The organism is Streptococcus sp. VTCC 12886 (assembly GCF_049893425.1).
In the GTDB taxonomy this organism is placed as follows: Bacteria; Bacillota; Bacilli; order Lactobacillales; family Streptococcaceae; genus Streptococcus; species Streptococcus suis_AA.
The window spans coordinates 1-23,563 of sequence record NZ_JBMVJB010000025.1 but is presented as its reverse complement, the minus strand read 5'-3'; the positions used below and the strand labels follow the sequence as shown (position 1 = coordinate 23,563).

Annotated in this window: 24 protein-coding genes and 2 pseudogenes; 3 read left to right on the top strand and 23 right to left on the bottom strand. The window is 41.7% G+C overall.

Annotation, left to right across the window (positions count from 1 at the left end):
• Positions 1-2: 2 nt before the first annotated feature.
• From ACPC57_RS08090 to ACPC57_RS08015, 16 genes and pseudogenes are all read right to left on the bottom strand, one after another.
• On the bottom strand, positions 3-701 hold the full coding sequence (locus tag ACPC57_RS08090) for an ion transporter (protein WP_217374607.1): 699 nt from the start codon (positions 699-701) through the stop codon (positions 3-5).
• Position 702: 1 nt separating this feature from the next.
• A complete protein-coding gene (locus ACPC57_RS08085) occupies positions 703-1,791 on the bottom strand; it encodes a nucleotidyltransferase (RefSeq protein WP_217374606.1) in 1,089 nt (362 codons plus the stop codon).
• The gene (locus ACPC57_RS08080) at positions 1,788-2,534 is read right to left on the bottom strand and encodes a class I SAM-dependent DNA methyltransferase (protein ID WP_217374605.1); all 747 of its coding nucleotides are present in this window, start codon (positions 2,532-2,534) and stop codon (positions 1,788-1,790) included. Before ACPC57_RS08080 ends, ACPC57_RS08085 begins: the two co-directional genes overlap by 4 nt.
• A 500-nt stretch (positions 2,535-3,034) precedes the next feature.
• Complete coding sequence (gene rsfS, locus ACPC57_RS08075) at positions 3,035-3,394, bottom strand: ribosome silencing factor (protein ID WP_171989497.1); 360 nt, start codon at positions 3,392-3,394, stop codon at positions 3,035-3,037.
• Position 3,395: 1 nt separating this feature from the next.
• A pseudogene (locus ACPC57_RS08070) lies at positions 3,396-3,904 on the bottom strand (cysteine hydrolase family protein).
• Positions 3,879-4,493 carry a bis(5'-nucleosyl)-tetraphosphatase (symmetrical) YqeK gene (gene yqeK, locus ACPC57_RS08065; protein ID WP_434066683.1) on the bottom strand — a complete coding sequence of 205 codons (615 nt, stop codon included), beginning with the start codon at positions 4,491-4,493 and terminating at the stop codon, positions 3,879-3,881. The pseudogene ACPC57_RS08070 and the gene yqeK overlap by 26 nt, the downstream one beginning before the upstream one ends.
• Positions 4,490-5,122, bottom strand: a complete 633-nt coding sequence (locus tag ACPC57_RS08060) for a nicotinate-nucleotide adenylyltransferase (protein ID WP_274504515.1) — start codon at positions 5,120-5,122, stop codon at positions 4,490-4,492. The genes yqeK and ACPC57_RS08060 overlap by 4 nt, the downstream gene beginning before the upstream one ends.
• A 12-nt stretch (positions 5,123-5,134) precedes the next feature.
• On the bottom strand, positions 5,135-5,446 hold the full coding sequence (gene yhbY / locus ACPC57_RS08055; protein WP_105126805.1) for a ribosome assembly RNA-binding protein YhbY: 312 nt from the start codon (positions 5,444-5,446) through the stop codon (positions 5,135-5,137).
• 436 nt (positions 5,447-5,882) lie between these two features.
• Positions 5,883-6,989 (bottom strand): ribosome biogenesis GTPase YqeH, encoded by a 1,107-nt coding sequence (gene yqeH, locus ACPC57_RS08050; RefSeq protein WP_217374602.1) that lies wholly within the window; start codon positions 6,987-6,989, stop codon positions 5,883-5,885.
• Entirely contained in the window at positions 6,990-7,517 is a 528-nt protein-coding gene (locus ACPC57_RS08045) for a YqeG family HAD IIIA-type phosphatase (protein ID WP_130554862.1), read from the bottom strand.
• A 166-nt stretch (positions 7,518-7,683) separates the two neighbouring features.
• Positions 7,684-8,148 (bottom strand): SEC10/PgrA surface exclusion domain-containing protein, encoded by a 465-nt coding sequence (locus ACPC57_RS08040; protein WP_274504514.1) that lies wholly within the window; start codon positions 8,146-8,148, stop codon positions 7,684-7,686.
• Entirely contained in the window at positions 8,127-8,330 is a 204-nt protein-coding gene (locus ACPC57_RS08035) for a hypothetical protein (RefSeq protein ID WP_274504513.1), read from the bottom strand. Before ACPC57_RS08035 ends, ACPC57_RS08040 begins: the two co-directional genes overlap by 22 nt.
• A gap of 376 nt (positions 8,331-8,706) precedes the next feature.
• A complete protein-coding gene (locus ACPC57_RS08030; protein WP_217374600.1) occupies positions 8,707-9,336 on the bottom strand; it encodes a copper homeostasis protein CutC in 630 nt (209 codons plus the stop codon).
• Positions 9,337-9,385: 49 nt separating this feature from the next.
• Positions 9,386-10,294, bottom strand: a complete 909-nt coding sequence (locus ACPC57_RS08025; RefSeq protein WP_217375134.1) for a DMT family transporter — start codon at positions 10,292-10,294, stop codon at positions 9,386-9,388.
• 74 nt (positions 10,295-10,368) lie between these two features.
• On the bottom strand, positions 10,369-11,850 hold the full coding sequence (gene galT / locus ACPC57_RS08020; RefSeq protein ID WP_277845198.1) for a UDP-glucose--hexose-1-phosphate uridylyltransferase: 1,482 nt from the start codon (positions 11,848-11,850) through the stop codon (positions 10,369-10,371).
• Between the two features lie 9 nt (positions 11,851-11,859).
• Complete coding sequence (locus tag ACPC57_RS08015; RefSeq protein ID WP_434066682.1) at positions 11,860-13,032, bottom strand: galactokinase; 1,173 nt, start codon at positions 13,030-13,032, stop codon at positions 11,860-11,862.
• 132 nt (positions 13,033-13,164) lie between these two features.
• Here ACPC57_RS08015 and ACPC57_RS08010 point away from each other — a divergent pair, with 132 nt between their 5' ends.
• The gene (locus ACPC57_RS08010) at positions 13,165-14,163 is read left to right on the top strand and encodes a LacI family DNA-binding transcriptional regulator (RefSeq protein ID WP_434066681.1); all 999 of its coding nucleotides are present in this window, start codon (positions 13,165-13,167) and stop codon (positions 14,161-14,163) included.
• A 57-nt stretch (positions 14,164-14,220) separates the two neighbouring features.
• On the opposite strand, the gene gatB is transcribed toward ACPC57_RS08010, so the two are convergent.
• The 6 genes from gatB to ACPC57_RS07980 form a co-directional block, all read right to left on the bottom strand.
• On the bottom strand, positions 14,221-15,660 hold the full coding sequence (gene gatB, locus ACPC57_RS08005) for an Asp-tRNA(Asn)/Glu-tRNA(Gln) amidotransferase subunit GatB (protein WP_217374596.1): 1,440 nt from the start codon (positions 15,658-15,660) through the stop codon (positions 14,221-14,223).
• A complete protein-coding gene (gene gatA / locus ACPC57_RS08000; protein WP_172037046.1) occupies positions 15,660-17,126 on the bottom strand; it encodes an Asp-tRNA(Asn)/Glu-tRNA(Gln) amidotransferase subunit GatA in 1,467 nt (488 codons plus the stop codon). The genes gatB and gatA overlap by 1 nt, the downstream gene beginning before the upstream one ends.
• A complete protein-coding gene (gatC, locus tag ACPC57_RS07995) occupies positions 17,126-17,428 on the bottom strand; it encodes an Asp-tRNA(Asn)/Glu-tRNA(Gln) amidotransferase subunit GatC (protein WP_171989510.1) in 303 nt (100 codons plus the stop codon). The genes gatA and gatC overlap by 1 nt, the downstream gene beginning before the upstream one ends.
• A 130-nt stretch (positions 17,429-17,558) precedes the next feature.
• A complete protein-coding gene (locus tag ACPC57_RS07990; protein WP_130554853.1) occupies positions 17,559-18,110 on the bottom strand; it encodes a cysteine hydrolase family protein in 552 nt (183 codons plus the stop codon).
• 1 nt (position 18,111) lies between these two features.
• Positions 18,112-18,900: a GTP-sensing pleiotropic transcriptional regulator CodY gene (codY, locus tag ACPC57_RS07985; protein ID WP_024404269.1), complete on the bottom strand. Its 789-nt coding sequence runs from the start codon at positions 18,898-18,900 to the stop codon at positions 18,112-18,114.
• A gap of 152 nt (positions 18,901-19,052) precedes the next feature.
• Positions 19,053-20,267, bottom strand: a complete 1,215-nt coding sequence (locus ACPC57_RS07980; RefSeq protein ID WP_216807237.1) for a pyridoxal phosphate-dependent aminotransferase — start codon at positions 20,265-20,267, stop codon at positions 19,053-19,055.
• 150 nt (positions 20,268-20,417) lie between these two features.
• Between ACPC57_RS07980 and ACPC57_RS07975 the strand changes: the two genes are divergently transcribed.
• On the top strand, positions 20,418-20,870 hold the full coding sequence (locus ACPC57_RS07975; protein WP_217374594.1) for a universal stress protein: 453 nt from the start codon (positions 20,418-20,420) through the stop codon (positions 20,868-20,870).
• A gap of 19 nt (positions 20,871-20,889) precedes the next feature.
• Here the strand turns inward: ACPC57_RS07975 and ACPC57_RS07970 are convergent.
• A pseudogene (locus tag ACPC57_RS07970) lies at positions 20,890-22,255 on the bottom strand (HAD-IIB family hydrolase).
• A 72-nt stretch (positions 22,256-22,327) separates the two neighbouring features.
• On the opposite strand from ACPC57_RS07970, the gene ACPC57_RS07965 reads away from it, so the two are divergent.
• Positions 22,328-23,287: an asparaginase gene (locus tag ACPC57_RS07965; RefSeq protein WP_434066680.1), complete on the top strand. Its 960-nt coding sequence runs from the start codon at positions 22,328-22,330 to the stop codon at positions 23,285-23,287.
• Positions 23,288-23,563 lie beyond the last annotated feature (276 nt).

Genomic DNA, 23,563 nt, shown 5'->3' with positions numbered 1-23,563 from the left:
TTTTATCCCTTCTTTGTAATTTCATTCATATAGCCAGCCGTAATAATTCCTGCAGGTAGAGCAACAATCGCAATTCCAATTATCAAAGAAAACATTGTAATGATTTTTCCTAGCATTGTTGTTGCAAATACATCACCATAGCCAACAGTAGTTAATGATATGGTCGCCCAATAAATTGCATCAAAAAATGTTTCAAAAGTATCAGGCTCCACCGAAAAAATCAATAAAGCAGTAAAGAAAATATAACCAACAGCTAGGCTTGCTACTAGCAATAATGACTCTTTTTGATTTTGCAAAACGTTCGTCAAAATCTGAATGTTTTTTGAATAGCGGATAACTTTGAAAACTCGAAGTACTCGCCCCATTCGTACTATTTTCAATAATCGAAGACTGTTATTAAAGTATAAAAAAATCGGTAAAATGGACAATAAGTCCACTATGGCTAATAGGCTAAATGGGTAGAACAGAAATGATAGTTTTCCTTTTTGCAATTTGAAATCAGCTGTTAGTATTCTAAAAAGATAATCCAAGCAAAAAATAGCAGTCGAAATATAATCCATTAACAAATGAAAAGAATTCGTATGCTTAGACATCAAAGGAGTCAAACTAACCACTATTGCAAATAACATTATTAAGTTATAGCAACGTGACAATAAACTATCGTTATCATTTTCTAGAATACAAAATAATTTTTCCCTCATCTCACTCCACCTTCACCGGCACGCGCCCGTAGGTTTGCTCTGCTATTGCGTCAGCTCCCAGTTGATAGACCGCATCCGCCTGCTGGGTCAGGATGTCCCAGGGCTCTTTGCCGATCCGCGTCACCAGTTCCACCCGCTCCTTGACGGTCTTGAGATAGGCCTGGCCTCGAGCCGAGAAGCCAAGGACATGGACCGCATCTGGCAAAGGAGTTTCCACCGCATTGACCAGGATGTAGGTCAGCACCCGCCGCACCCTCGCCTTGGTGTAGCGCTTGGTCGCAACGGCATCCACTAACTCCTCCACGGTCGCTACACTCCCAATGGCAGAGCGGATACGACTGGCTAGTTCTTCGTTGACCTGAAAGACCTGACTGAGATCTCGGTGGGTCACAATCTGGTAGCGGAGCAGCGGAAAATAATTTCTCCAGCTTACCTTGGTCGCCTCTTCAAAGAGACTGGCAGATGGCAAAAAGGCTCGCACTAAGTCCAGCTGGTCAGCACCCTTGCGAATAGCCGTCGCCGATGCGTAAGTCGTTTCCGTCTCTTCCGAGTGAAAACCAGCCCCCTGCCGCTGAACCGGATCAAGCTGAATACCTGTTCCCACCACTGCCTTAGCGTAAGCCAAACCCAGAATATGGTTGGGCGTATCACCTGTGAAGGTAAGATCTGCAAATTCCTGCCACATGGCCTGGGTCTTCTGTGGATAAGAGAGATTGTCTGGCAAGTTTTTCACAAAATTTTCCATTTCTTCGGACTTATCCACATAAATGTCTGCGATTTTCTGATAATCCAGCATTTCTTCCGTACCGAAAACCAGTTTTTCCACACCTAGCCTGTGTAAAATGCTGATTGCTCCCTTTGCAAAATAGTCAGCCGACTGAACCGACACCAAAAAGGGCATCTCGACAACAAGATCTGCCCCGTGTTCCAAAGCCATCTGAGCCCGTGTCCACTTATCCACAATGGCTGGCTCACCCCGTTGCATAAAATTGCCAGACATAACCACAATTTTCAATCCTTCCGCTTGTTCCAACAGGTATTTATGTCCCGTGTGAAAAGGATTGTATTCTGCAATAATCCCTGAAATCATGCCTTAACCGCCTTGAAAAACCACCGCTGGCTAGTTTCTGTCGGAGCTTCATCTTCAAAGTCCGCAAAGACTTCCACAGATGCAAAACCAGCTTGTTTCAATAATTCCACATAGGTTTCAATCGGATAGGTCCGCTCTTCATGAACTTCATCCCGACGGATAAACCGGTCTTCATGACTGTCCTCATCTTTGACAAAGAAAGTCAATTCATGAACAATGGAATGCTCATGCTCCCCTTCATAGGTGTCCCAGACAAAGGCAAAATCCTCATAATTTTCATGGTAGCTATAGCCTGCAAACACTTCCTCCATTTGATAAATGGAGTGAACGTCAAAAAGGAAAGTACCACCTTGATTGAGAACTGAGTGAACTCCTTCAAAGACCCGCAAAACAGCTTCTTGATCAGCCATGTAGCAAAGACTATCTGAGTAACAAGTCACCGCATCGAAATCTCCAATACCTTCCAGAGCCATCATATCTGCTTGAGCCAGTTCCATCATGACACCAGCAGCTTCTGCTTTTTTCTGGGCCAACTCCAGCATTTCATAGGACAAGTCCAGACCAGTCACTTCATAACCCTTTTGAGCAAAACGAACAGCCTGAATCCCTGTCCCACAGGCCAATTCTAAAATTGTCTTGGTCTCTTGAGGCAGGTGTCGCAAGCTAAAATCTGTCCATTTATCATACAAGCTGTCATCCATGATTTCATCATAGACCGCCGCAAATGTTTCATAAGTTGCCATATTTTCCTTTCATAAAAAGCAGCCAATCGACTGCTTCATTAACTCACACTGTGTTCAAAAAGTCTGTCACTTCTAATTACATAATAGTGAACTCATTTTGGTCACTTTCGAGTTGTTTGGTAACCAGCTGAAACAGTTCCCCAAACTGTTTCACTCCCACCCCCGCACGGCTCCAACAGTCAGAGTAGTGACTGTTGGAGGTTGGAAATGAAGTGAACTCGTTCGCATCAGCCGTATAGGTCAGATTTGGAGTGGGAAGCACGAACAAAGCTGCCAATCAACCACTGCGCTGAGATGTTGACTAAAGTTTAAAATAGTACACCCAAATCAAAATCTATCTTCACACTTTTTCCAGAAGTCCATCACTTCTACTCAAATAAACTTAAACTCTCTATGGTCACTTTCGAGTTTCAATGTGACCAGCTGGAGCGCTTCCTTACTTTATTATAAGTCAGGTACGGATAGCCCACCGGACTTTTCGTATCCACCGAACTGTTTCACTATTCCTCGTCTAAAAAGTCTGCGACTTCCAAGAAGCTACCTTCGTGCCATAATTTTTCAAGGTTGTAGAGGTCTCGCATTTCTTCAGAAAAAATATGCACCACAACGCTACCGAGATCCAAAAGGACCCAGCCACCAGTGCTATCACCTTCGACACGGCCACCTTTAACACCAGCTTCTGCAACCTTTTCACGGATATTTTCCGCAATAGCATCCAACTGGCGACTATTCATTGAACTGGCAATTACAAAATAATCTGTCAAGCTAGTCACACCCTGAACATCAACCACAACAAGGTCTTCAGCTCGCTTGTCATCAGCAGCCTGAACCACAACTTTTACTAAATCTAGTTCTTTCATTTTATCCTCTAATAATATTTTCTAATGTATCTACCTGGGCAAAATTCCATGACCAGATGTTTTGGTAGTCGCCAATCAAGTCTTTGGCATCCAATTTCCCTGTATAACCTGTCGTCGTTCCGTCCTGAATCACAGCTACCTTGTAGCCTAGTTCAAAGACTACTTTAATCGTCGTATCAACACAAAAATTGGTCGCCATCCCCATAATGATGAGCTTGTTTATCTTTTGTTTATGGAAGTAAGAATGAAGCTCTGTCTCTTTGAAAGCACTATTGAAAGTTTTATCGAAAATCATTTCATTTTTTAAGGGTGCAACCAAAGGATGAATTTCCCAATCATGCGTACCTTTGACCAATTCTTGATCGTGATGGCGAATATAAATCACCTCAACACCTGATTGTCGAACCAGTGCAAGACTATCTTGCCAAAGCTGGAGCCTTTCTTCAATAGCATATGGCTACCCTCCACTACCGAATTCTGAACATCAATGACGAAAAGTGCTGACTGCATCTTGCCTTCCTAACTCTCCGACATAAGCATTATACGTTTCCAAGGTCTGGGGATAGATGGGAATCCCCTTCTTAGCTAAGTAAGAAATAGTTTGGGCAGCTTCAAAAGCTACTGCCTTGTCCAAAGACTCTTTTGCAATCCGTCGTGCCTCGTCCACTCCAGGAAAATCCCGATTGGGTTCGATGTAGTCCGCTACATAGAGCACCTTATCCAGCAAGGACATTTCTCGCGCACCAACTGTATGCCGTTGAATGGCTTGTAAAATCTCCTCATCTTCCAAACCAAAATCTTCTGCGATTTTATAGACTCCTACTACACCGTGCCAGATATTATTATCCCAGTTGAGCAAGTCCTTATCCAATTCATACTTAGCAATCAAGTCCAGAAAGACTTTGTCTTCCACTTCCTTGGCATAGTCATGCAAGAGTGCTGCCAGACTAGCTTTTTTCAGGTCACAGCCATATTGGTCAGCCAATTCAAGAGCCGCCTCTTCCACACCCAAAACATGTTGAAATCGTTTCGGTTTCATAGCTGCACTTATTTTTTCTAACAAGGCTTCACGATTGAAGTCTAAATCTGAATTGATCATTGATAAAGCCCCTTTTCCTCAATATAATCTAACACCTCGTGTGGGACCATAAAGTTTGGTACTCGACCTTGTTTAATAAAATCACGCACCATGCTAGAAGAAATATCCATGAGCGGTACATCTACCCAGATAACCGGGTAGGAAGTCCCAGCTTTATAACGTGGACGTTGTACGCCAACAAACTGAACCATAGTAGCGAGTTCATCAATCTTATGCCATTTTGGAAGATAATCCACCATATCCGCACCAATGATAAAATAATAATCTGTGTCTGGATTTTTTTCCCTCAACAATTTCATAGTGTCATAGGTATAGCTGACACCTCGGCGCTCCAATTCAATGGTTTCAATACCCAAGCCCTCAATACCTGCAATAGCCATCTTGAGCATGGAATAGCGATGATACTCATCAATTGTTTCTTTTTTATCTACATGTGGTGGAATAAATTCAGGCATAAGCAACACTTCATCCAGTTGCAATTGCTGGCGCACCTGATCAGCTACAATCAAATGAGCATTGTGGACAGGGTTGAAATTCCCACCTAGAATTCCAACTTGTTTACGATTGGTTTCTTTCTTTTCAACCTCTAATTCAACCTTGGTAAAGGGTGTTAAGAGTTCAATAGCCATAGGCTCTCCTTCTTAGATTTCTTTAACCTTTTTAGAAATTTTTCTGTTCTCTTTCTTGCTAGATTGTTTAAATAAAATTAAGATACGACCAATTTTTTGAACTGTATCGACCCCAATTTCATCTTCCAGTATCTCTGCGACCTCGTGAATATTTTCGTCTGTATTTTGTAATAAGGTAACCTTTATCAACTCACGTGCATCAAGCGCTTGACGAACACTGGTTTTAATTTGGTCATTGAGACCATTTTTCCCAATCTGAATAATGGGTTTGAGACTGTGTGCCTGACTGTTCAAATATGCACGTTGTTTTGAAGTTAATGACATAATTTCTCTTTTCTTTATTAAACTTAGCAGAACTAGTCTACTAGCACTTTCTGAATCACTTGGGGAGGCTCTTTCAGCTTGTAGATACCAGTGTAGGGAAACTCCAGATAGCTTCTTAGTATTCCCACATAGGCAAATACTGTGGTTTCACCTTCTGCCATGACAAAAGCAATCCGCACATGGGGTGAGCATCTTGAACACTATCTTGATGGGTCTTTTTTGCATTTCCTAGTTCTGCCAAAAAGACTGCTATTTCTTCTGACTAATCGATTTTGACTACTTCTTGACCTTGGACCAAACGAATTTCCCGGACCTCACTGGCTTTGGGAAGATTTGGTTCTTACCCTGACCAAAACCAATAGGCCCGTACGTACAAACCGACAACGGCCAGCATACCAAATACATTTTTCATTAGAGAATCTTTTTTAAGCGCTCATTAAATAATCGCCTTACGGATGACCACATCCACACCCATGGGTGCCCAAGCGGCAATCTTGGCTTTTTCATTGACCCGAATCCAACCAAGACCTGAGAAGACCACATCCGTCTTTTCATTAATGGTAAATTCATGGCGGACCAACTCTGGAAACTCTTTTAGTTCCTTACTAGTTGGCGGAACTAACAAAGTTCCCGCATGTTTCTGGTAAAAATCACTAGCACCCTGTAACTTGGTCCGATGGAGTTGAAGTTCATTGTCAAAAAACGCTGTGAAACCTTGGCGTTCGCCAGACACAAAGTCAAATCGTCCAAGACCTGCCAAGAACAAGGTTTGTTCTGGATTGAGCTGGTAGGTCTTTGGCTTGATTTCCTTCCGAGGGCTGATATATTTGAGATTTTTAGCCGTCAGGTAATGTGCCATCTGATGACGATGAATAATTCCTGGCGTATCGTAAATGAAAGAACCATCATCCAGAGGAATCTCAATCTTATCTAAAGTTGTCCCTGGGAATCGTGAAGTTGTGATAACATCCTTGTCCCCTGTGATTTCTTGGATAATAGCATTGATCAAGGTTGATTTGCCGACGTTGGTCACGCCGACTACATAGACATCCCGACCTTTGCGGTATTGTTCTATCTTTTCAATCAAATCCTTGATAGCCTGCTTGTTTTGGGCAGAAGTCAGGACCACATCGACTGGTCGCATCCCGATTTCATGCGCCCGTTCGGTCAACCATTGAGTGACCTTGCCTGTCTTGACTGACTTGGGTAAAATGTCCTGCTTATTGCCGACCAAAAGCACATCATTTCCTGAAATAAAGCGAGGCAAACCAGGAATGATTGAACCATTAAAATCAAATATATCAATGACATTGACCACCAAGGCATCACTTTCTCCCACACTATGGAGAAGTTTCAAGAAATCATCATCGGAGATATTGACATCGGAGATTTCATTGTAATGACGCAAACGGAAACAACGTTGGCAGTATAATTGACCAGTTTCTAAACCTTTTTCTAGGGCTGATTGAGGAGTAAATCCTGCAACATCTTTATCTGTCGTTTGAATTTGAGCACCACAACCAATACAAAATAATTCTTCCACTTACATCTCCCTCCTATAGTCTATCGCTCCGTAAGTAGCGATGATTTTTTTCATTGTCCGTCGTTCACGCCAACGGTTAATCTGTGTATTAATAGAATCTGTCTGAATCAAGGGCTTGACTAATACCGACTTAAGTCCAACTCGCTTAGCCGCACGAATGTCTGTCATCAGCTGATCGCCAATCATGACCACTTCATGTGGCTGGACATTAAAGCGTTTCAGTGCACGGTTAATCCCAAAGGTGAACGGTTTGAGAGCGAAGGCTTCAAATTCAATCCCAAATTTTTCAACTGCCCGTTTGACACGCTCATATTTATTGTTGGAAACAACTACTACAGGAATTCCCGCATCACGTAAGTCATGTAACCATTGACGCATTTCTGGCGTTCCATCAGGATTATTCCAGGCAATTAAAGTATTATCCAAGTCAACAAGCACAACCTTAATTCCATGTTTTTTCAAGCTATCAACTGTCACATCATAAGCCTTTTCCAAGGCAAAATCTGGCATATAATTCTCTAAACTCACTATCGTCTCCAAAGGTTTTTATCAGACAATTATACCATTTTTTTTAGAAAAATGCGAACCGATAATAGAAAACACTCGGATAAACCGAGTGCTCTCTGAATGGAATCATCTTGGTATCTCAATTAAATCTGACCTTTTTCCAAAATCCAATCCTTTGGAATAAAAATCATATTGGCATATGGGTCAGTAACCAGTCAATGTCAAAAGTAAATTTTGAAAAAGCAAAACCAATCTGCTCTATTCCTGACTCATCCTCATCTAACCCTAAAATAGTCAATGCATGTCCGTAATCCGCATGGCTATCATCAAACAATCGCCATATGAGAGCACGATAGATTAATTTTTTAGCATCATAGAGACTGTATTGTTCTCGGTATTCCGAAAATGACTGACAATCTTTCCCTTTCGGCTCCACACCTGTCGTTTTTGCAATTACAATTAGACTGTCATAATTATGATATCGCAAAGTACTATTCAATGATTGAGCTAAGCGAACGGCATAATCCAATGCTAAATCACTCACTTCAATAGCCACAGTTCCTAATTCTTTACGCAGGGGATTCAAGAGAGACGCAGCATATTGAGCCAATTCTTCACTAGTGTCCTTATCTACATTTCCAATATTTGGCAAGATAATATTTCGATCTTCTTCATTTCCTTTATAAATATTAAGCGTAATCCTTGTTCACCAGGCCTTTCCAATTCAGCATCGAAACCGGATTTTCTCTCTTTGGCATATTCTAGAAGTTTTTCATAATACCCTTCTGGCAATACTATCTTGTCCAATATTTCTTGAAGTCTAGCTGTTCCCATGATATCCTCCTGCTACTTCATACTGCTATTCTAGCAAGTTTATTTTTTTTGTAAATATTTTCAACTCGGAAATCTACCTGCTTATTTCACATAAAGAAACTATTGTCAAGCGCTATCAATAAAAGATATGTTCGTTTGATAAATATGTATTCTCGTAGAAAAGTTCTCGAGTCCCTTCATTACCAGTTTCTAGGCTAAATACAGGACTTTAACAACCAAAAATGAAAACAGCCGACTGTGTCGACTGCTTTCATGGAGATTATATGAAAAAGAATAAAAATATTGTATCTTCCAATGCTTAAACAAACCTTAACTTAAAATACTTCTAAAAGACGCACGATTATTATCCTATAATTTTTATTAGGTTCAATGCACCTTACCAAAATAATCTCGTTCCATGTATTTGATTGATTGGTAATGCTTCTAATAAAGTTGGAACATTTTCTGTAGTTAATCCACCGCCAACAAGAATTTCAATTTTTCCATCCGCATAGGCTTGAATGTCTCGTAACCAATCGATATTCTGCAATGCTGAACCTGTCAGACTTCCACGCGTCAAAATCCGTGTTACTTCGTGACTTGCCAACCAGTCAATTGCTTCAAATTGACGACTACGAGGAATCTGATCAAATGCCATATGAAAGACAACTTGGTGACCCATTGAAACAGCCAGCAATTGTTCTAAAGCTACCTCATCCAACCAATTTTCCTCAGTTAAAACACCATATACCAAACCATCTGACCCCAGCTCTATGGCGATTCTGCAATCCTCAACCATCATCTCAATTTCAGTGTGGTCATAACAAAAATTCCCTCCACGTGGACGAATCATGGTCATGACTGTGGCTTTCTGTTCATGAGCTAGTTGACAAACATATTTGATCACTGCATAACTAGGGGTCGTTCCTCCAACCGCTAAATTATCACACAGTTCAACTCTTTGAGCACCCAGAGAAAGTGCTTTCACCACAGCTACATGATTTTCGGAACAAAATTCTTTAATCATCTTTATTCCTTTCAAGTCTTTTTCCTTTAGTATAACAAGAAAGAGTATATTAACCAATACTCTTTCTACTAATCATTAAATCTTTCATGGAAATCAAAAGAACTGCGAGTAAAATCAACAACATCCCAACAAAGTCAATAGTATAAAATTGTTCATTGACCAACCATACCGCAAAAAAGACTGATGCAATCGGCTCAATCGAAGCCAAAAGACTCCCGTTTACCGGACCAACTAAACTGACCCCCTTCAAAAAGGCTGTATAGGCGAAAATAGTTCCCACACCAACAATCCCTAGCAAACCAAATGTAGTTCCAGTATCCAAAGGTAGACTCTGTTTCCACGTTTGTACTCCAAGTGTTACTACTATACCACCCATCAACATCCCTAGGCCAATAACCACCATACTACCGTAAAGGCGGATTAACTTTCCGGGTAAAATAATATACAAGGCGTAGGTAAAGGCAGAAAAAATTCCCCAAAAAAGTCCAATAGGTGTAATCGATAGCTCATTCAGCTGACCATGTGTCGCAATTAAAAATGTTCCCACAATCGCTAAAAGAATAGAAATGATTTCTGTACCCGTTGGCACTTGTCTATCCTTCAAACAGGTGTATGCCAAAACCAAAATAGGACAGAGATATTGTAGAACAGTAGCCGTTCCCGCGTTGGTATGATAGATGGCTTGTAAATAGGCTGTCTGATTAAGAACTAAGCCAAGCATGGCAAAGATAGAAATTCCTAGCAAAGCATTTTTATCTTTCAAAACTGCCAACAGCTGTTCTTTCGCTGTAGCATAAGCCAGGCCAACGAGAAAGAATCCCGATACTAACAAACGCAGGGAGGTAATCATATCCACTGAAACACCACGAGACATCAAGTACTGTCCACTCACTCCAGACAAGCCCCAGGCTATACCTGCTATTAATGTAATCAGTGTCCCCAATCTCTTTTCCGCCATCATATCTCCTTCTCACACTGTGAATACTTCCATTATACCAAAAGAGCAGGACACCGTCCCACTCTTTCTTACATTTATGTTGCTAAACCTACAAATTCTACGAATCGTAGAAAGGCTGCCTGTCCTTCTGGAGTACGTTTGTAGACCCCTGCATCTTCCAATACACGCGCAAAAATTTGCCCCACTGACTCACGTACGACTTGTTCGACAGTTTCCTCTGTCACATCAGGATGATTGTTTTTTAAGTTTTCTGCCCATAGCTGATGGTAAGTAGCAACATGACTTTCTTGACCCAACAAGTATTTTTCAACTTCAGCCAACTCAGCTTTCAAGCGTGGAGGTAAAATCGCCAAGCCCATGACCTCAATCAGGCCGATATTTTCTTTCTTGATATGTTGCACATCTGGATGTGGATGATAAATGCCATCTGGAAACTCTTCTGAAGTTTGATTATCGCGGAGAACCAAATCCAGCTCGTACAAATCGCCTCGTTTCCGAGCAATTGGGGTGATGGTATGATGTGGAGTTCCATCTGTCTCAGCCTTAATCTGAACGCTATCATCTGAGTAGCTCCGCCATTTTTCTAAAATCTTAGCCGCTAGGCTCAAAAGCGCTGGCTTGTCATCGGAGTTCAATCTGATAACTGACATGGGCCACTTGACAATGCCTGCCGAGACGGACTCAAAGCCGTCGAAGACCAGCTGGCGTTCTACCGGCGCCTGATCCATGGCAAAACTATGCCGCCCACCTTGATAGTGGTTGTGGGTCAGGATAGAGCCACCCGAGATGGGAAGGTCTGAGTTAGAGCCGACAAAATAATTTGGAAAGATGTCAAGCAAGTCCAATAGCTGTTCAAATGTTTGCGGACTAATGACCATGGGCACATGCTCTTGGTTCAAGAAGATGGCATGTTCATTGTAGTAAGCATAAGGCGAATATTGGAAGCCCCACTGTTCCTTGCCAAGATCCAAGCGAATAATGCGGTGATTGGCGCGTGCGGGATGATTAATCCGTCCCTGATAGCCTTCATTTTCCATACAAAGCAGACATTTCGGATAATTGCTAGTTTCTACCTTCGTCGCAGCTGCAATAGATTTTGGATCTTTCTCGGGTTTTGACAGATTGATTGTGATTTCTAAATCTCCATACTCCGTTTGAACCTGATAATAGATATTTTTAGCAATCGCAGCCATCTTGATATAGTCATTACGTTTGCTCAATTCATAAAAGTCACTAATCGCTTTATCTGGACTGTTCTGATAGGTCTGCCAAAAATTACGATTGACCCGACTTGGACTTGGTGTCATCAAATCCATCAAACAAGCCCCAACCATATCCTGTTCTTCCAGCAATTCTCCTACAAAACCAGATTGAACTCCATGAACCAAAAGTTCATCTTTTAATTCAATCAATTCTTCTAGCTCTGTCTCAACCTCCAATACCTGATCCCCAACTAAGGCTAGAACCCGATTGCGCAGGTAAAGAGCATCCATTTCCTCAAAGCCACTATTGGCAATGACCTGCTCAACAAAACGATCCACCAATCCTGTCATCATTTCTCCAATCTATTTGCGAGATAAGACGCGAGAGCCTCCAGCAATCTCCGCTACATAAAAGCTTGGTTCATATCCAACCACTTCAGTATAGGTCTTACCAACATTTTCAGTAAATGCTTCAACCTTATCCTTATGGACAATGGCAATACCACAGCCACCGAAGCCTGCACCTGTCATCCGAGCACCAAGAACGCCTTCTTGCTCCCAAGCTGTGTGAGCCAATGTATCCAATTCCAAACCCGTCACTTCATAATCATGTTCCAAGGAAACATGAGAAGCATTGACCAAACGACCAAAGGTTGCCAAATCTCCTTCTTCCAAGGCCTTACGAGCCTGCAAGGTCCGTTGATTTTCTAAGACAGCATGGCGGGCACGCTTGATACGATTTTCATCCTTAATCAAATAACTATATTGATCAAAAGTCCACTCATCCAATTCTCCCAGCGTTTGAATATTCAAGACTGCATTCAATTCTTCGACTGCTTTTTCACATTCCGCACGACGCTCATTGTACTTAGAATCTGCCAATTCACGACGTTTATTGGTGTTCATAATGACAATCACATGGTCACCTAAGTCAAGTGGCACCAATTCATACTCCAAGCTATTGGTATCCAAATAAATGGCACGTTGATCCGCTCCCATACCGATAGCAAACTGGTCCATGATACCAGAATTGACACCGATAAAGTGATTTTCCGTTTGTTTCCCAATTTTCACCAAATCAAGGCGAGTCAGTTCTAGATCATACAATTCTTCTGCGATGATTCCAATCAAGAGTTCTAGAGAAGCTGATGATGACAAGCCTGAACCATTTGGAATATTACCATAGACAAAGACTTCCATACCTGTGTCAATGCTGTGCCCTGCTTCTTGCAAGAACTTAAGAACACCTTTGGCATAATTGGTCCAGTTATCCGCCTTATCAAAGATCAGATTGTTCAAATCCACTTCGATAATTCCAAGTTCTTCAAAGTTTGCGGAATAAAAGCGCAAAACTTGGTCATCCCGTTTGCGAGCAGCCCCGTAGGTCCCCAAGGTAATAGCCGCAGGAAAAACATGTCCTCCATTGTAATCCGTGTGCTCACCAATCAAATTAATCCGACCTGGTGAGAAGAAAGTCGCATCTGCCTCTTGACCAAACAGATTGAGAAAGGCCTGCTTGAGTTGTTCTCTATTCATAAGAACCTCCTAGATTTTGTAATCGTTTTCTATCATTGTACAACTCTTTAAATAAAAAGTCAATATATTTACTAAAAATTTACTAATTTTAATTTTTATGCTATACTAGAGACAAATAAACAGGAGAAAAACATGGTTACAATCAAAGACATAGCAAAACAAGCCCACCTTTCCTCTGCCACCGTTTCCCGCGTACTCAAGGGAGACCTGACCCTATCCGTCAGCCAAGAAACCCGCGACCGCATTTTCCACACGGCACAGAAATTGGGCTACACCAAGCACATTAAAAAGCAAGCACCTCAACAAAAAGGCACCATCGGTATTGTCCAATGGTACACTGAGAGCGAAGAGCTGGCTGACCTCTACTACTATTCCATCCGGGCTAGCATCGAGCAGACCGCCAGTCTTCTCGGCTATCAAATCATCCGCTCCTTCAACGACTTGACCAATCCCCTCCTTCAAGGATTGGACGGCATCATCGCAGTTGGTAAATTTTCTTCTGGGCAAATAGCAGAGCTATCTAACCTATCTTCCAAGCTCATTTTTGTGGACTCTGATACACTGACCGAGGGATTCTCCTGCGTCACGACTGACTTTGAACACTCTGTTCAGACAGTTATTGACCACTTCCATTCGCAAGGTTTGACAGACATTGGCCTATTGGTCGGACAGGAAGAAACCACAGACGGACACCAACTGCCAACAGATCCCCGCCTGACTGCCTTTCGGACCTATCTAGTCTCCTTGGGCATGCTCCAAGAAGACTACATCTACCAAGGGAAATTCTCCACCCAGTCAGGCTATGAGCTGATGAGCCAGGCTATTTCCGATCTGGGCGATCAACTGCCCCCAGCCTTCTTCATGGCAAACGACACTCTAGCTGTCGGTGCCCTTCGAGCCCTTCAAGAGCGTCAAATCGCAGTGCCAGAACGGGTCCAGCTCATCACCTTTAATGATACAGCCATCACGCGCCAGGTCTATCCAGCCCTATCTTCTATCAGTGTCTTTACTGACGAAATGGGGCAGGAGGCCATGCAGCTGCTGGACCGTATCATAACTAGTCCAACGCCCTACCATCCCCGTAAGATTAAACTAGGTACCCGGCTGGTTATACGGGAGAGTTCATACTAAAAGTGCAGAAGAAAACCGAGAATTCAACACGAACTCTCGGTTTTCTTCTATTCAATTTTAATCCAACAACTTAGCCAATTCCTGAGCCAAGAGTTGTTGAGCAACTTGTGGGTTGGCTTGTCCCTTGGTTGCCTTCATCAAGAAGCCTGTAAAGGCCTTATCGGCATTACGTTTGCCAGACTTGAAGTCAGCTACGGCTGCTTCGTTATCCGCAAAGACTTGGTGGATAATCGGAATGAGGACTGCTGGGTCTGAAATCTGTACCAAACCAGCCTTCTCAACATAAGCCTTAGCAGAACCACCTTCCTTAGCCAAGTGAACAAAGACTTTCTTGGCGATTTTAGATGAAATGGTTCCATCCGCAATCAAGGCAATCATTTCTACCAAGTTTTCTGGTGTTAAGGCGATTTGCTCAATGGTCTTGCTTTCTGCATTGAGGAATTGAGCCACTTCGCCCTGCAACCAGTTAGACACTTGTTTAGCATCACCACCGGCTGCCACTGCTGCTTCAAAGAAGTCAGACAGTGCCTTTGTAGACGTCAACTGACCTGCATCGTAGGCGGTCAAGCCCAAGTTTTCCATATAGTGAGCACGGCGAGCCTTTGGAAAGACTGGCAATTCTGCACGCACTTCCTCAATCCAGCTATCATCAATCTCATAGAGTGGCAGGTCTGGCTCAGGGAAGTAACGGTAGTCAGCTGAACCTTCTTTGACACGCATGAGAATGGTTTCACCAGTAGATTCATCGTAACGGCGAGTTTCCTGCTGGATTTGACCACCTGAACGCAAGATTTTCGTCTGACGTTCTACTTCGTGTTGCAAGCCCTTGCGAACATAGTTGAAGGAGTTGAGGTTTTTCAACTCAGTCTTGGTACCAAATTTTTCTTGACCATAGGGACGAAGGGAAATGTTAGCATCCACGCGCATAGAACCCTCTTCCATCTTCACATCTGAAATACCAGTGTACTGAATAATTTCTTTAAGGGCTGTCAAGTAGGCATAGGCCTCTTCAGGCGAGCGCATATCGGCTTCTGATACAATCTCAATCAATGGCACGCCCTGACGGTTGAGGTCCACATAAGAATAACCGTCTGTTCCGTGGGTATTCTTACCAGCATCCTCTTCCAAGTGGGCACGCTCGATACGAATTTTCTTAGTCGTACCGTCTTCTAGCTCAATCTCAATCCAACCATTGTAGCCAATCGGCTCGTCAAACTGGGAAATCTGATAGGCTTTAGGATTATCAGGATAGAAATAGTTCTTACGGTCAAAGTGCATATCCTTGTGAATATCCATGTTCAAGGCCAAGGCAGCCTTGATACCAGCATCCACAACACCCTTGTTAAGAACTGGAAGGACGCCTGGGAAAGACCAGTCAATCACGTTGGTATTGGCATTTGGATCCTCACAAAAATGAGCAGATGAAGGCGAGAAAATTTTCGAGTTGGTATTCAACTCCACATGGACTTCTAGACCAATAATCGTTTCAAAGTTCATTAGTTAGCACCTCCAAAAATCACTGGTTGTTGCTTGTGATAGTCTGTTGTCGCTTCAAAGGCAGCAGCTACTTGGTAAATGGTCTCTTCTGAGTATTTTGGACCAATCAACTGCAAACCAACTGGCAAGCCTTCTACAAAACCAGCAGGAATAGAGAGCCCTGGTAAACCTGCCAAGTTTACAGGAATTGTTAACAAGTCCGCCAAGTACATGGCCACAGGGTCATGGTTAAGCGTGTCCAAACCAAAGGCAACTGTCGGAGCTGTCGGACCCAAAATCAAGTCATAGTCCGCAAAGACTTTTTCAAAATCCTGGATAATCAAAGTCCGCACCTGGCCAGCCTTCTTGAAGTAGGCATCGTAGTAACCAGATGACAAGCTAAATGTACCTAACATAATACGACGTTTGACTTCCTCACCAAAACCTTGGCTACGGGTTTTCACGTAAATCTCATCCAAGTTTGTCGCATCTTCTGCACGGAAACCATAACGGATACCATCAAAACGTTGCAAGTTAGAAGATGCCTCTGATGATGCGATAATGTAGTAAACAGCAACCCCATACTTAGAATGTGGCAGGCTGACTTCCTCGATAATCGCCCCCAAACTTTCCAAGTGCTTAGCAGCCTTAAGAATAGTTTCCTTGACCTGTGGATCAATCCCTTCGCCCATGTATTCTTTTGGCAAAGCAATTTTCATGCCTTTAATGTCTTGACCAATCTTGCTAGTAAAGTCTGCAATCTCATTAATAGTAGATGTAGCATCCTTAACATCATGACCAGAAACAACATTCAATAATTGGGCATTTTCCTTAACAGTCTGTGCAAATGGACCTATTTGATCAAGTGATGAGCCAAAGGCAATCAAGCCAAAACGTGACACTGTACCATAAGTAGGCTTCATCCCGACAATCCCATTAAAGGATGCTGGCTGACGAATCGAACCACCAGTGTCGGAACCCAATGACAAACGGACTTGACCGGACGCAACTGCAGCGGCTGAACCACCTGAAGAACCACCAGGAACTTTTGTTTGATCCCAAGCATTTTTCGTTGGTTTGAAGGCAGAGTTCTCATTCGAACCACCCATTGCAAATTCGTCCATATTGGTCTTACCGACAATAATCATATCCTTTGCGTATGCCTGAGCAACCGATGTCGCATCGAAAATCGGCTCGTAGTTATAGAGCATTTTTGAAGCTGCCGTGGTCAAAATCCCCTTAGTAGAGATATTATCCTTGACTGCCAAAGGAATCCCTGCCATAACATTGTCCGCATCAATCCCCTTTTCGTCCAAGGCGGCAGCTTGAGCCAAAGCCTTGTCTTCCGTAATAGTCAAGAAAGCATCCACTGCTCCCTCACGGCTTTTAATGTCTTCCAAGGTTGCCTTGGTCAACTCAAGAGCAGAAATCTCCTTTTTGACAAGGAGGTCATGCAATTCATCAATGGTTTTATTGTTAAAAGTCATTAGGCATCTCCTCCCCCATCTAAAATTGCTGGTACCTTGATATAATGATCTTGAGATTCAGGTACATTTTTAAAGAGTTCTTCACGACTCTCACCCTGTAGAGCAACATCTGCTCGCAACACATTCTTACGATCAGCCATGGTTGTTGTTACTGCAACACCAGTTGTATCTACTTCATTGAGCAATTCAACCATATCAACAATTTTACTCAAAGTAGTCGCGAATTCCGCAGTTTCTTGATCCGAAAACTCTAGCTTAGACAGCTTGGCAACATGACGGACTTCAGCTTCAGAAATCTTCATTCTAACTTTCCTCCTAATGGAAATCTATCTTCTCATTATATCATATTTCTAACCCACCACAAAGGTTGAAATAACTGAGTATGTAAGAATATTCAACAAAAAAACCAGTCCACAGACTGGTTCCTAAACATTATTCAATAACCGTCGCACCGAGTACATGACGTAGGTGATTCAGTGCAAATTGATGACTCTCCACCGTCAATGCAGCAATTGCTGACGCAACTACTTCAATCCGATAACCCTTATTATAGGCATCGATAGCCGTATGGAGGACACAGATATCAGACAATACACCTGTTAAAACAACCGTATCCACACCACGTTCTCGCAAACGAATATCTAAATCTGTTCCAGAAAAGGCCGAATAATGCCGTTTGTCCATCCAACGGACACGCTCATGATCCTTATTTTCCAGATAAAAGTCTGCTAATGGACCATACAAATCCCGACCTGACGTACCGATGATATTATGAGGTGGAAAGAGCTTACTTTCAGGGTGAAACTCATCCCCTGTTTCATGCCCATCAATCGCAAAGAAAATATAATCTCCATTTTCAAATGCTTCAGATGTAACCTGAGCAATCCGTTCTGAGATGGCTTGTGCAGGCTTACCTGCAGTTAAGTTTCCCTCATCTGCGACAAAATCTATCGTATAATCTATTGAAATCAGTGCTTTTGTCATCTTAGTAATCACGTTTCTTTATTTCATCAAAAATTGCTGGAATCAGTACTTTCAAATAAGTACCTTTCATTCCTAAGGAACGACTTTCAATAATCCCTGCACTCTCTAATTTACGTAGCGCATTCACAATAACAGAGCGTGTAATACCGATACGATCTGCAATAACAGATGCTGTCAACTGACCCTCATTGCCATTTAACTCACCCAAGATAGCTGCAACAGCTTTCATCTCTGAATATGAAAGTGTATTAACTGCCATATTCACAGCGGCGCGTCGACGAATATTTTTTTCATCTTCTTCTCTTTGGAAGTTCAACAATTGAATTCCCACCACAGTCGCAGCAATCTCAACCAAGATTAAATCATCATCAAGAAACTGACGATCATTCCGCCAAATAATAAGTGATCCAAAACGAATCCCTGTCACATGAATAGGGGCAATCGTAGTCAGACCATTTGGATACGTCGAACGTGACTCAACAGGGATAGCCGTCAATTCACTTTCTACTGGCAAGTTCACTTGTGTATCATAAACCTGTGCAACTGCTTTAACATAACTTTCTGGAAATTGTTTGTTTTGGAAAAATTCTTCCACACGATCATTATTTGTCTCATAATTCATGTGGTAACCCAATACTTCACCTTCGCTGTTAATGATACAAGAGTTACAATCGATGATAGCAGACAAATGATCCGCTATTGCATTGTAAGGCAATTCTTCTGCCAATTTCTCCTCGGAACGTTTCAAAATCGATGTAATGTTCCGTGTTTTTTCTAATAATGTTGTCATAAATTCCTCTTTACACTGTAATTGCTTTCAGTATAGCAAAAATTGAGTGAAATTTCAACAATTATCAGAAAATTTACTATTGTTGGTAAAATATTGACAATTTCTCACTCTGACATCAAAAAAGTCGGAGAACCCCCGACTTTCCTTCACTCCTAACGTCGATATTGCGCTAAGAATCGTGTCATTTTTTCTTGGATTTCTGCTAGTTCGTCAACACGTGGTAAATAGACAATACGGAAATGATCTGGCTCTTTCCAGTTGAAACCTCGTCCATGAACCAACAATACTTTTTCTTGCTTCAAAAAATCAAGAACAAACTGCTCGTCATCATCAATTCGATACATTTCTCGATCAATTTTAGGGAAAATATACAGACCTGCTTTGGGTTTAACAGCAGACAGTCCAGGTATATCTTGAATCGCCCTTGTAATGAACTCACGTTGTTCATAAAGTCGCCCACCTGGAGTCAACAATTTATCAACAGATTGTACGCCACCTAATGATGTCTGCACCACCTGCTGGGCTAATACGTTGGAACATAGACGCATATTGGACAGCATATTTAAGCCTTCTATATACCCTTTCACATGATGTTTAGGGCCTGATAACACCATCCAACCAACACGGAAACCACAGATACGATGTGATTTTGATAGACCATTCATCGTTACAACAAATAAATCCGGTGCCAAGGTCGCAATTGGAATATGAACCGCTCCATCAAATACCATACGGTCATAAATCTCATCAGAAAAAATAATGAGCTCATGTTTCCGTGCAATCTCAACGATTCCTTCCAACACTTCTTTTGGATATAAAGCACCCGTTGGATTATTAGGATTGATAAGAACAATAGCCTTTGTCCGTGATGTCACCTTGGATTCCATATCCGCTAAGTCAGGATACCAGTCTGCAGACTCATCACAAACATAGTGAACTGCATGTCCACCAGCTAAGCTTACCGCTGCTGTCCACAAAGGATAGTCAGGCATTGGTACTAACACCTCATCACCATTGTCCAACAAGCCCTGCATAGACATGGCAATCAACTCACTTACACCATTACCAAGATAAATATCATCAATATCAACATTTGGAAATTTCTTGAGTTGACAGTATTGCATAATCGCCTTACGAGCTGAGAAAATCCCCCGACTGTCCGAATAACCTTCTGATTTACGAGCGTTATGGATTAAATCACGAATGACCTCGTCTGGCGCAGTAAAACCAAATTCAGCAGGATTTCCGGTATTCAACCTTAAAATCTGCTCACCATTAGCACGCATCCGCATAGCCTCTTCCAAGACAGGACCACGAATATCGTACGCAACGTCATCTAATTTCATTGACTTCTCAAATTTTCTCATAAGTCACCTCGACTTTCTTATGGTTTATATTGTACTGTAAAAGCAAAAAAATCACAAGAATACTTTACATTTTTTCAAAAAAGACTTATAATAAAAATGTAAGTAAGTACACTGCTCATTTGTGTTCTCCACTTGAAAGGAGTGATTGGTATGTCTCAATCTTATAAAACAATTCTAGTCGCTGTTGATGGTTCAGCCGGTGCTGAACTAGCACTACACAAGGCTATCCACGTCGCAAAACGAAATCAAGCACGACTGATAATTGCCCATGTCATTGATACACGAGCGTTACATAACGTTGTTGCTTTTGATGCAACAGTCTATGAGTCTTTAGAACGTGAAGCTGAACTATTACTAGAAGATTATAAGCAGGAAGCACTGAATGCCGGTATAGAAGATGTTCAAATCCGTATAGAATTTGGTAACCCAAAAACACTCTTGGCGGTAGATATTCCAAAGGAAACCGGTGCTGACCTAATGCTACTTGGTGCAACTGGGTTAAATGCTTTTGAAAGATTGCTCATTGGTTCCTCTTCAGAGTATATCATGCGTCATGCAACGATTGACTTACTGATTGTACGAGAAGGCGAGAAAACTTTATAAAATCATAAAGGACTTGATTTTAGTGATCAAGTCCTTTCATCTGTCTCTTTAGCTCTACTTCAATTTTTCTTTCGGGAGCAAAACGTTCCTCCCAATCATTTGGCTTTAAAATTTTATGAGTGACTGGGTCAAAATGAGCACGTCCATCCGGAAATCTTTTGCCCATATTAGCTTCATGGACTAGCTGAAATATCGGTTCTGGATCCACTCCCATTAATACAAAAGAACCATAGGTAAAATACAAAAGGTCCAATAAAGCATCCACTTGGTCATGCAAAGAAACCTTTGCCTCTTTTTTACCTTCTACCTTGGCGGCAGCCTTATCTAATTCAGAGTGCAGCCGCTCAATCCCTTCTCTAAAACCACTCTCATTCTGTGAGGAAGCATGAACAAATTCAACAATTTCTTCAATCTTAAACCCTGCCCTGAAAACGGCTGTCTCAGAATCATACTCCTTTGGAAATTCTTGAGTTTGACCATCCATCAGGTGGTGAAACTCTTTTACACGATTAAAATGTTGATCCTTACTTTTAAACATTTTGTTCCTCTACTAAATTAAAATGACGTAAGCCTTTATAGATACCATCCTTATTGTTCGTATCAGTTATATAAGAAGCCACTTGTTTTGCTTGCTTTGTCCCATTTTTCATGGCAACAGAATACCGAACCTCCCCCAACATCTCAATATCATTATTTGAGTCTCCAAAAACCATCACTTCATCGGTCGAAAAATGATAAAAATCTCCTAACCGTTTGATACCAATCAGTTTTGAATTCCCCTTACAAATAATATCCGTCGCATAAGGACTTGAACGAGTAAAAGTTAATTGTGGAAAATGCTCCGCTAATCGCTGAGCCTCTTTTTCCATCGTTAATAGCATCATTTGGTAAATGGGTTGAGTAATCAAATGATTGAAGCTCCCCTTATTTTGCGGTCTCACAATACGGATAATATGGTTAAAAATAAAGTTTACAAAGCCCGCACAAACTTCAGGGACCATACGTGAAAATCGATAAGCAAAATTTCCAGTCCCCATACTCATAATGCCACTACCAACTACCCCTAATGCAGTACCAAATGAAAGATCACGTTGGAATTTTTCGGCATACGCAATCATTTTATCGATGTCCTCTTTTTCAATTGGCTGGCTGAAAACCACTTCATCTCTTGTAAAAACATATTGTCCATTGTAAGCAACTGCCATATCAAGTCCCAGACTAGCCATATATTGTAAGATAAAGCGCGGATCTCGACCAGTTGCCAAACCAACCAAGATTCCTCTTGCTTTCAACTGGTTAATGGCAAGAATAGTTGACTTACTGACAGTTCGGTGGTCCGTCAATAAGGTTCCGTCGATATCAAAAAAAACTGCCTTCACTGTCAACCATCTCACCTACTTTCATTAGAATTGTGTTACAATTAAGTATAGCATATTTTGAAAGAATCAGGAAAATTTATGAAAAAAATTCTCGTTCTCCATACTGGGGGAACAATTTCCATGCAAGCAGATCAAAACGGCGCTGTCGAATTAAGTCCCATTAATCCAATGACCCAAGTCACTTCAGCATTAGAGAACATTGAAGTAGTGTCCGTTGATTTTTTGAATCTTCCAAGTCCTCATATTCAAATTGACCACATGATGATGATTTATAAAAAAATTAGAGAAGAAGCTTCCCATTTTGACGGGTTTGTCATCACACACGGAACTGATACTCTAGAGGAAACAGCATATTTTTTGGACACAATGTCTATTCCACAAAAGCCAATAGTCATGACAGGTGCTATGCGCTCTTCTAACGAATTAGGAAGCGATGGAATCTATAATTATAGAACTGCACTTCGTGTTGCTGCTGATGAAAAATCTGCTGACAAAGGTGTTCTTGTGGTCATGAACGATGAAATTCATGCTGCGAAGTATGTAACAAAAACACATACAACAAATGTTTCAACCTTTCAAACACCAACTCATGGACCCTTGGGTCTTGTAACAAAACGAGAAATACTCTTTTTCAAGGCAGCCGACAAACGTGTCCGCTTTGATTTACAGGCCATCAATGGTGTTGTCCCAATCATCAAATCATACGCAGATATGGATACTATCTTACTGGATGCACTTGTAGAGGCCCCCATTTCTGGCTTAGTAATTGAAGCCTTAGGAGCTGGAAACCTACCACCAGCAAGTATTTCAGCCATTAAAAAACTTATCAATAAGCAACTTCCTATCGTGCTCGTGTCACGTTGCTTCAATGGTATTGCAGAACCAGTATATGCCTACGATGGTGGCGGAATACAATTGGAAGAATTAGGTGTCTTATTTGTAAAAGAACTGAATCCCCAAAAAGCACGTATCAAATTACTGATTGCCGTAAATGCTGGCTTGAACGGGCAGGATTTAGCTGATTATATTCAAGGATAAAACAATAGGTGCACGTTTTTTCATGCACCTATTGTTTTTTTGTTAAAAATAGATATTCTTAAAAATCAACCCTTTTCATGGTAAGCCTCATGAAAAAGGTACGGCTCCAACAAACTACTTTCAGTCAATGGCTATATAACAAAAGACTAATAAGGTTTTACCTTCAGATTGAGAAAGAGAACATATTTGCACTACATATAACGTAACTGCCCAATAACAAGGTATCTATCCAATCACTCCTTCCTCCAGTATACTGTTATAAAAAACAAACTGGAG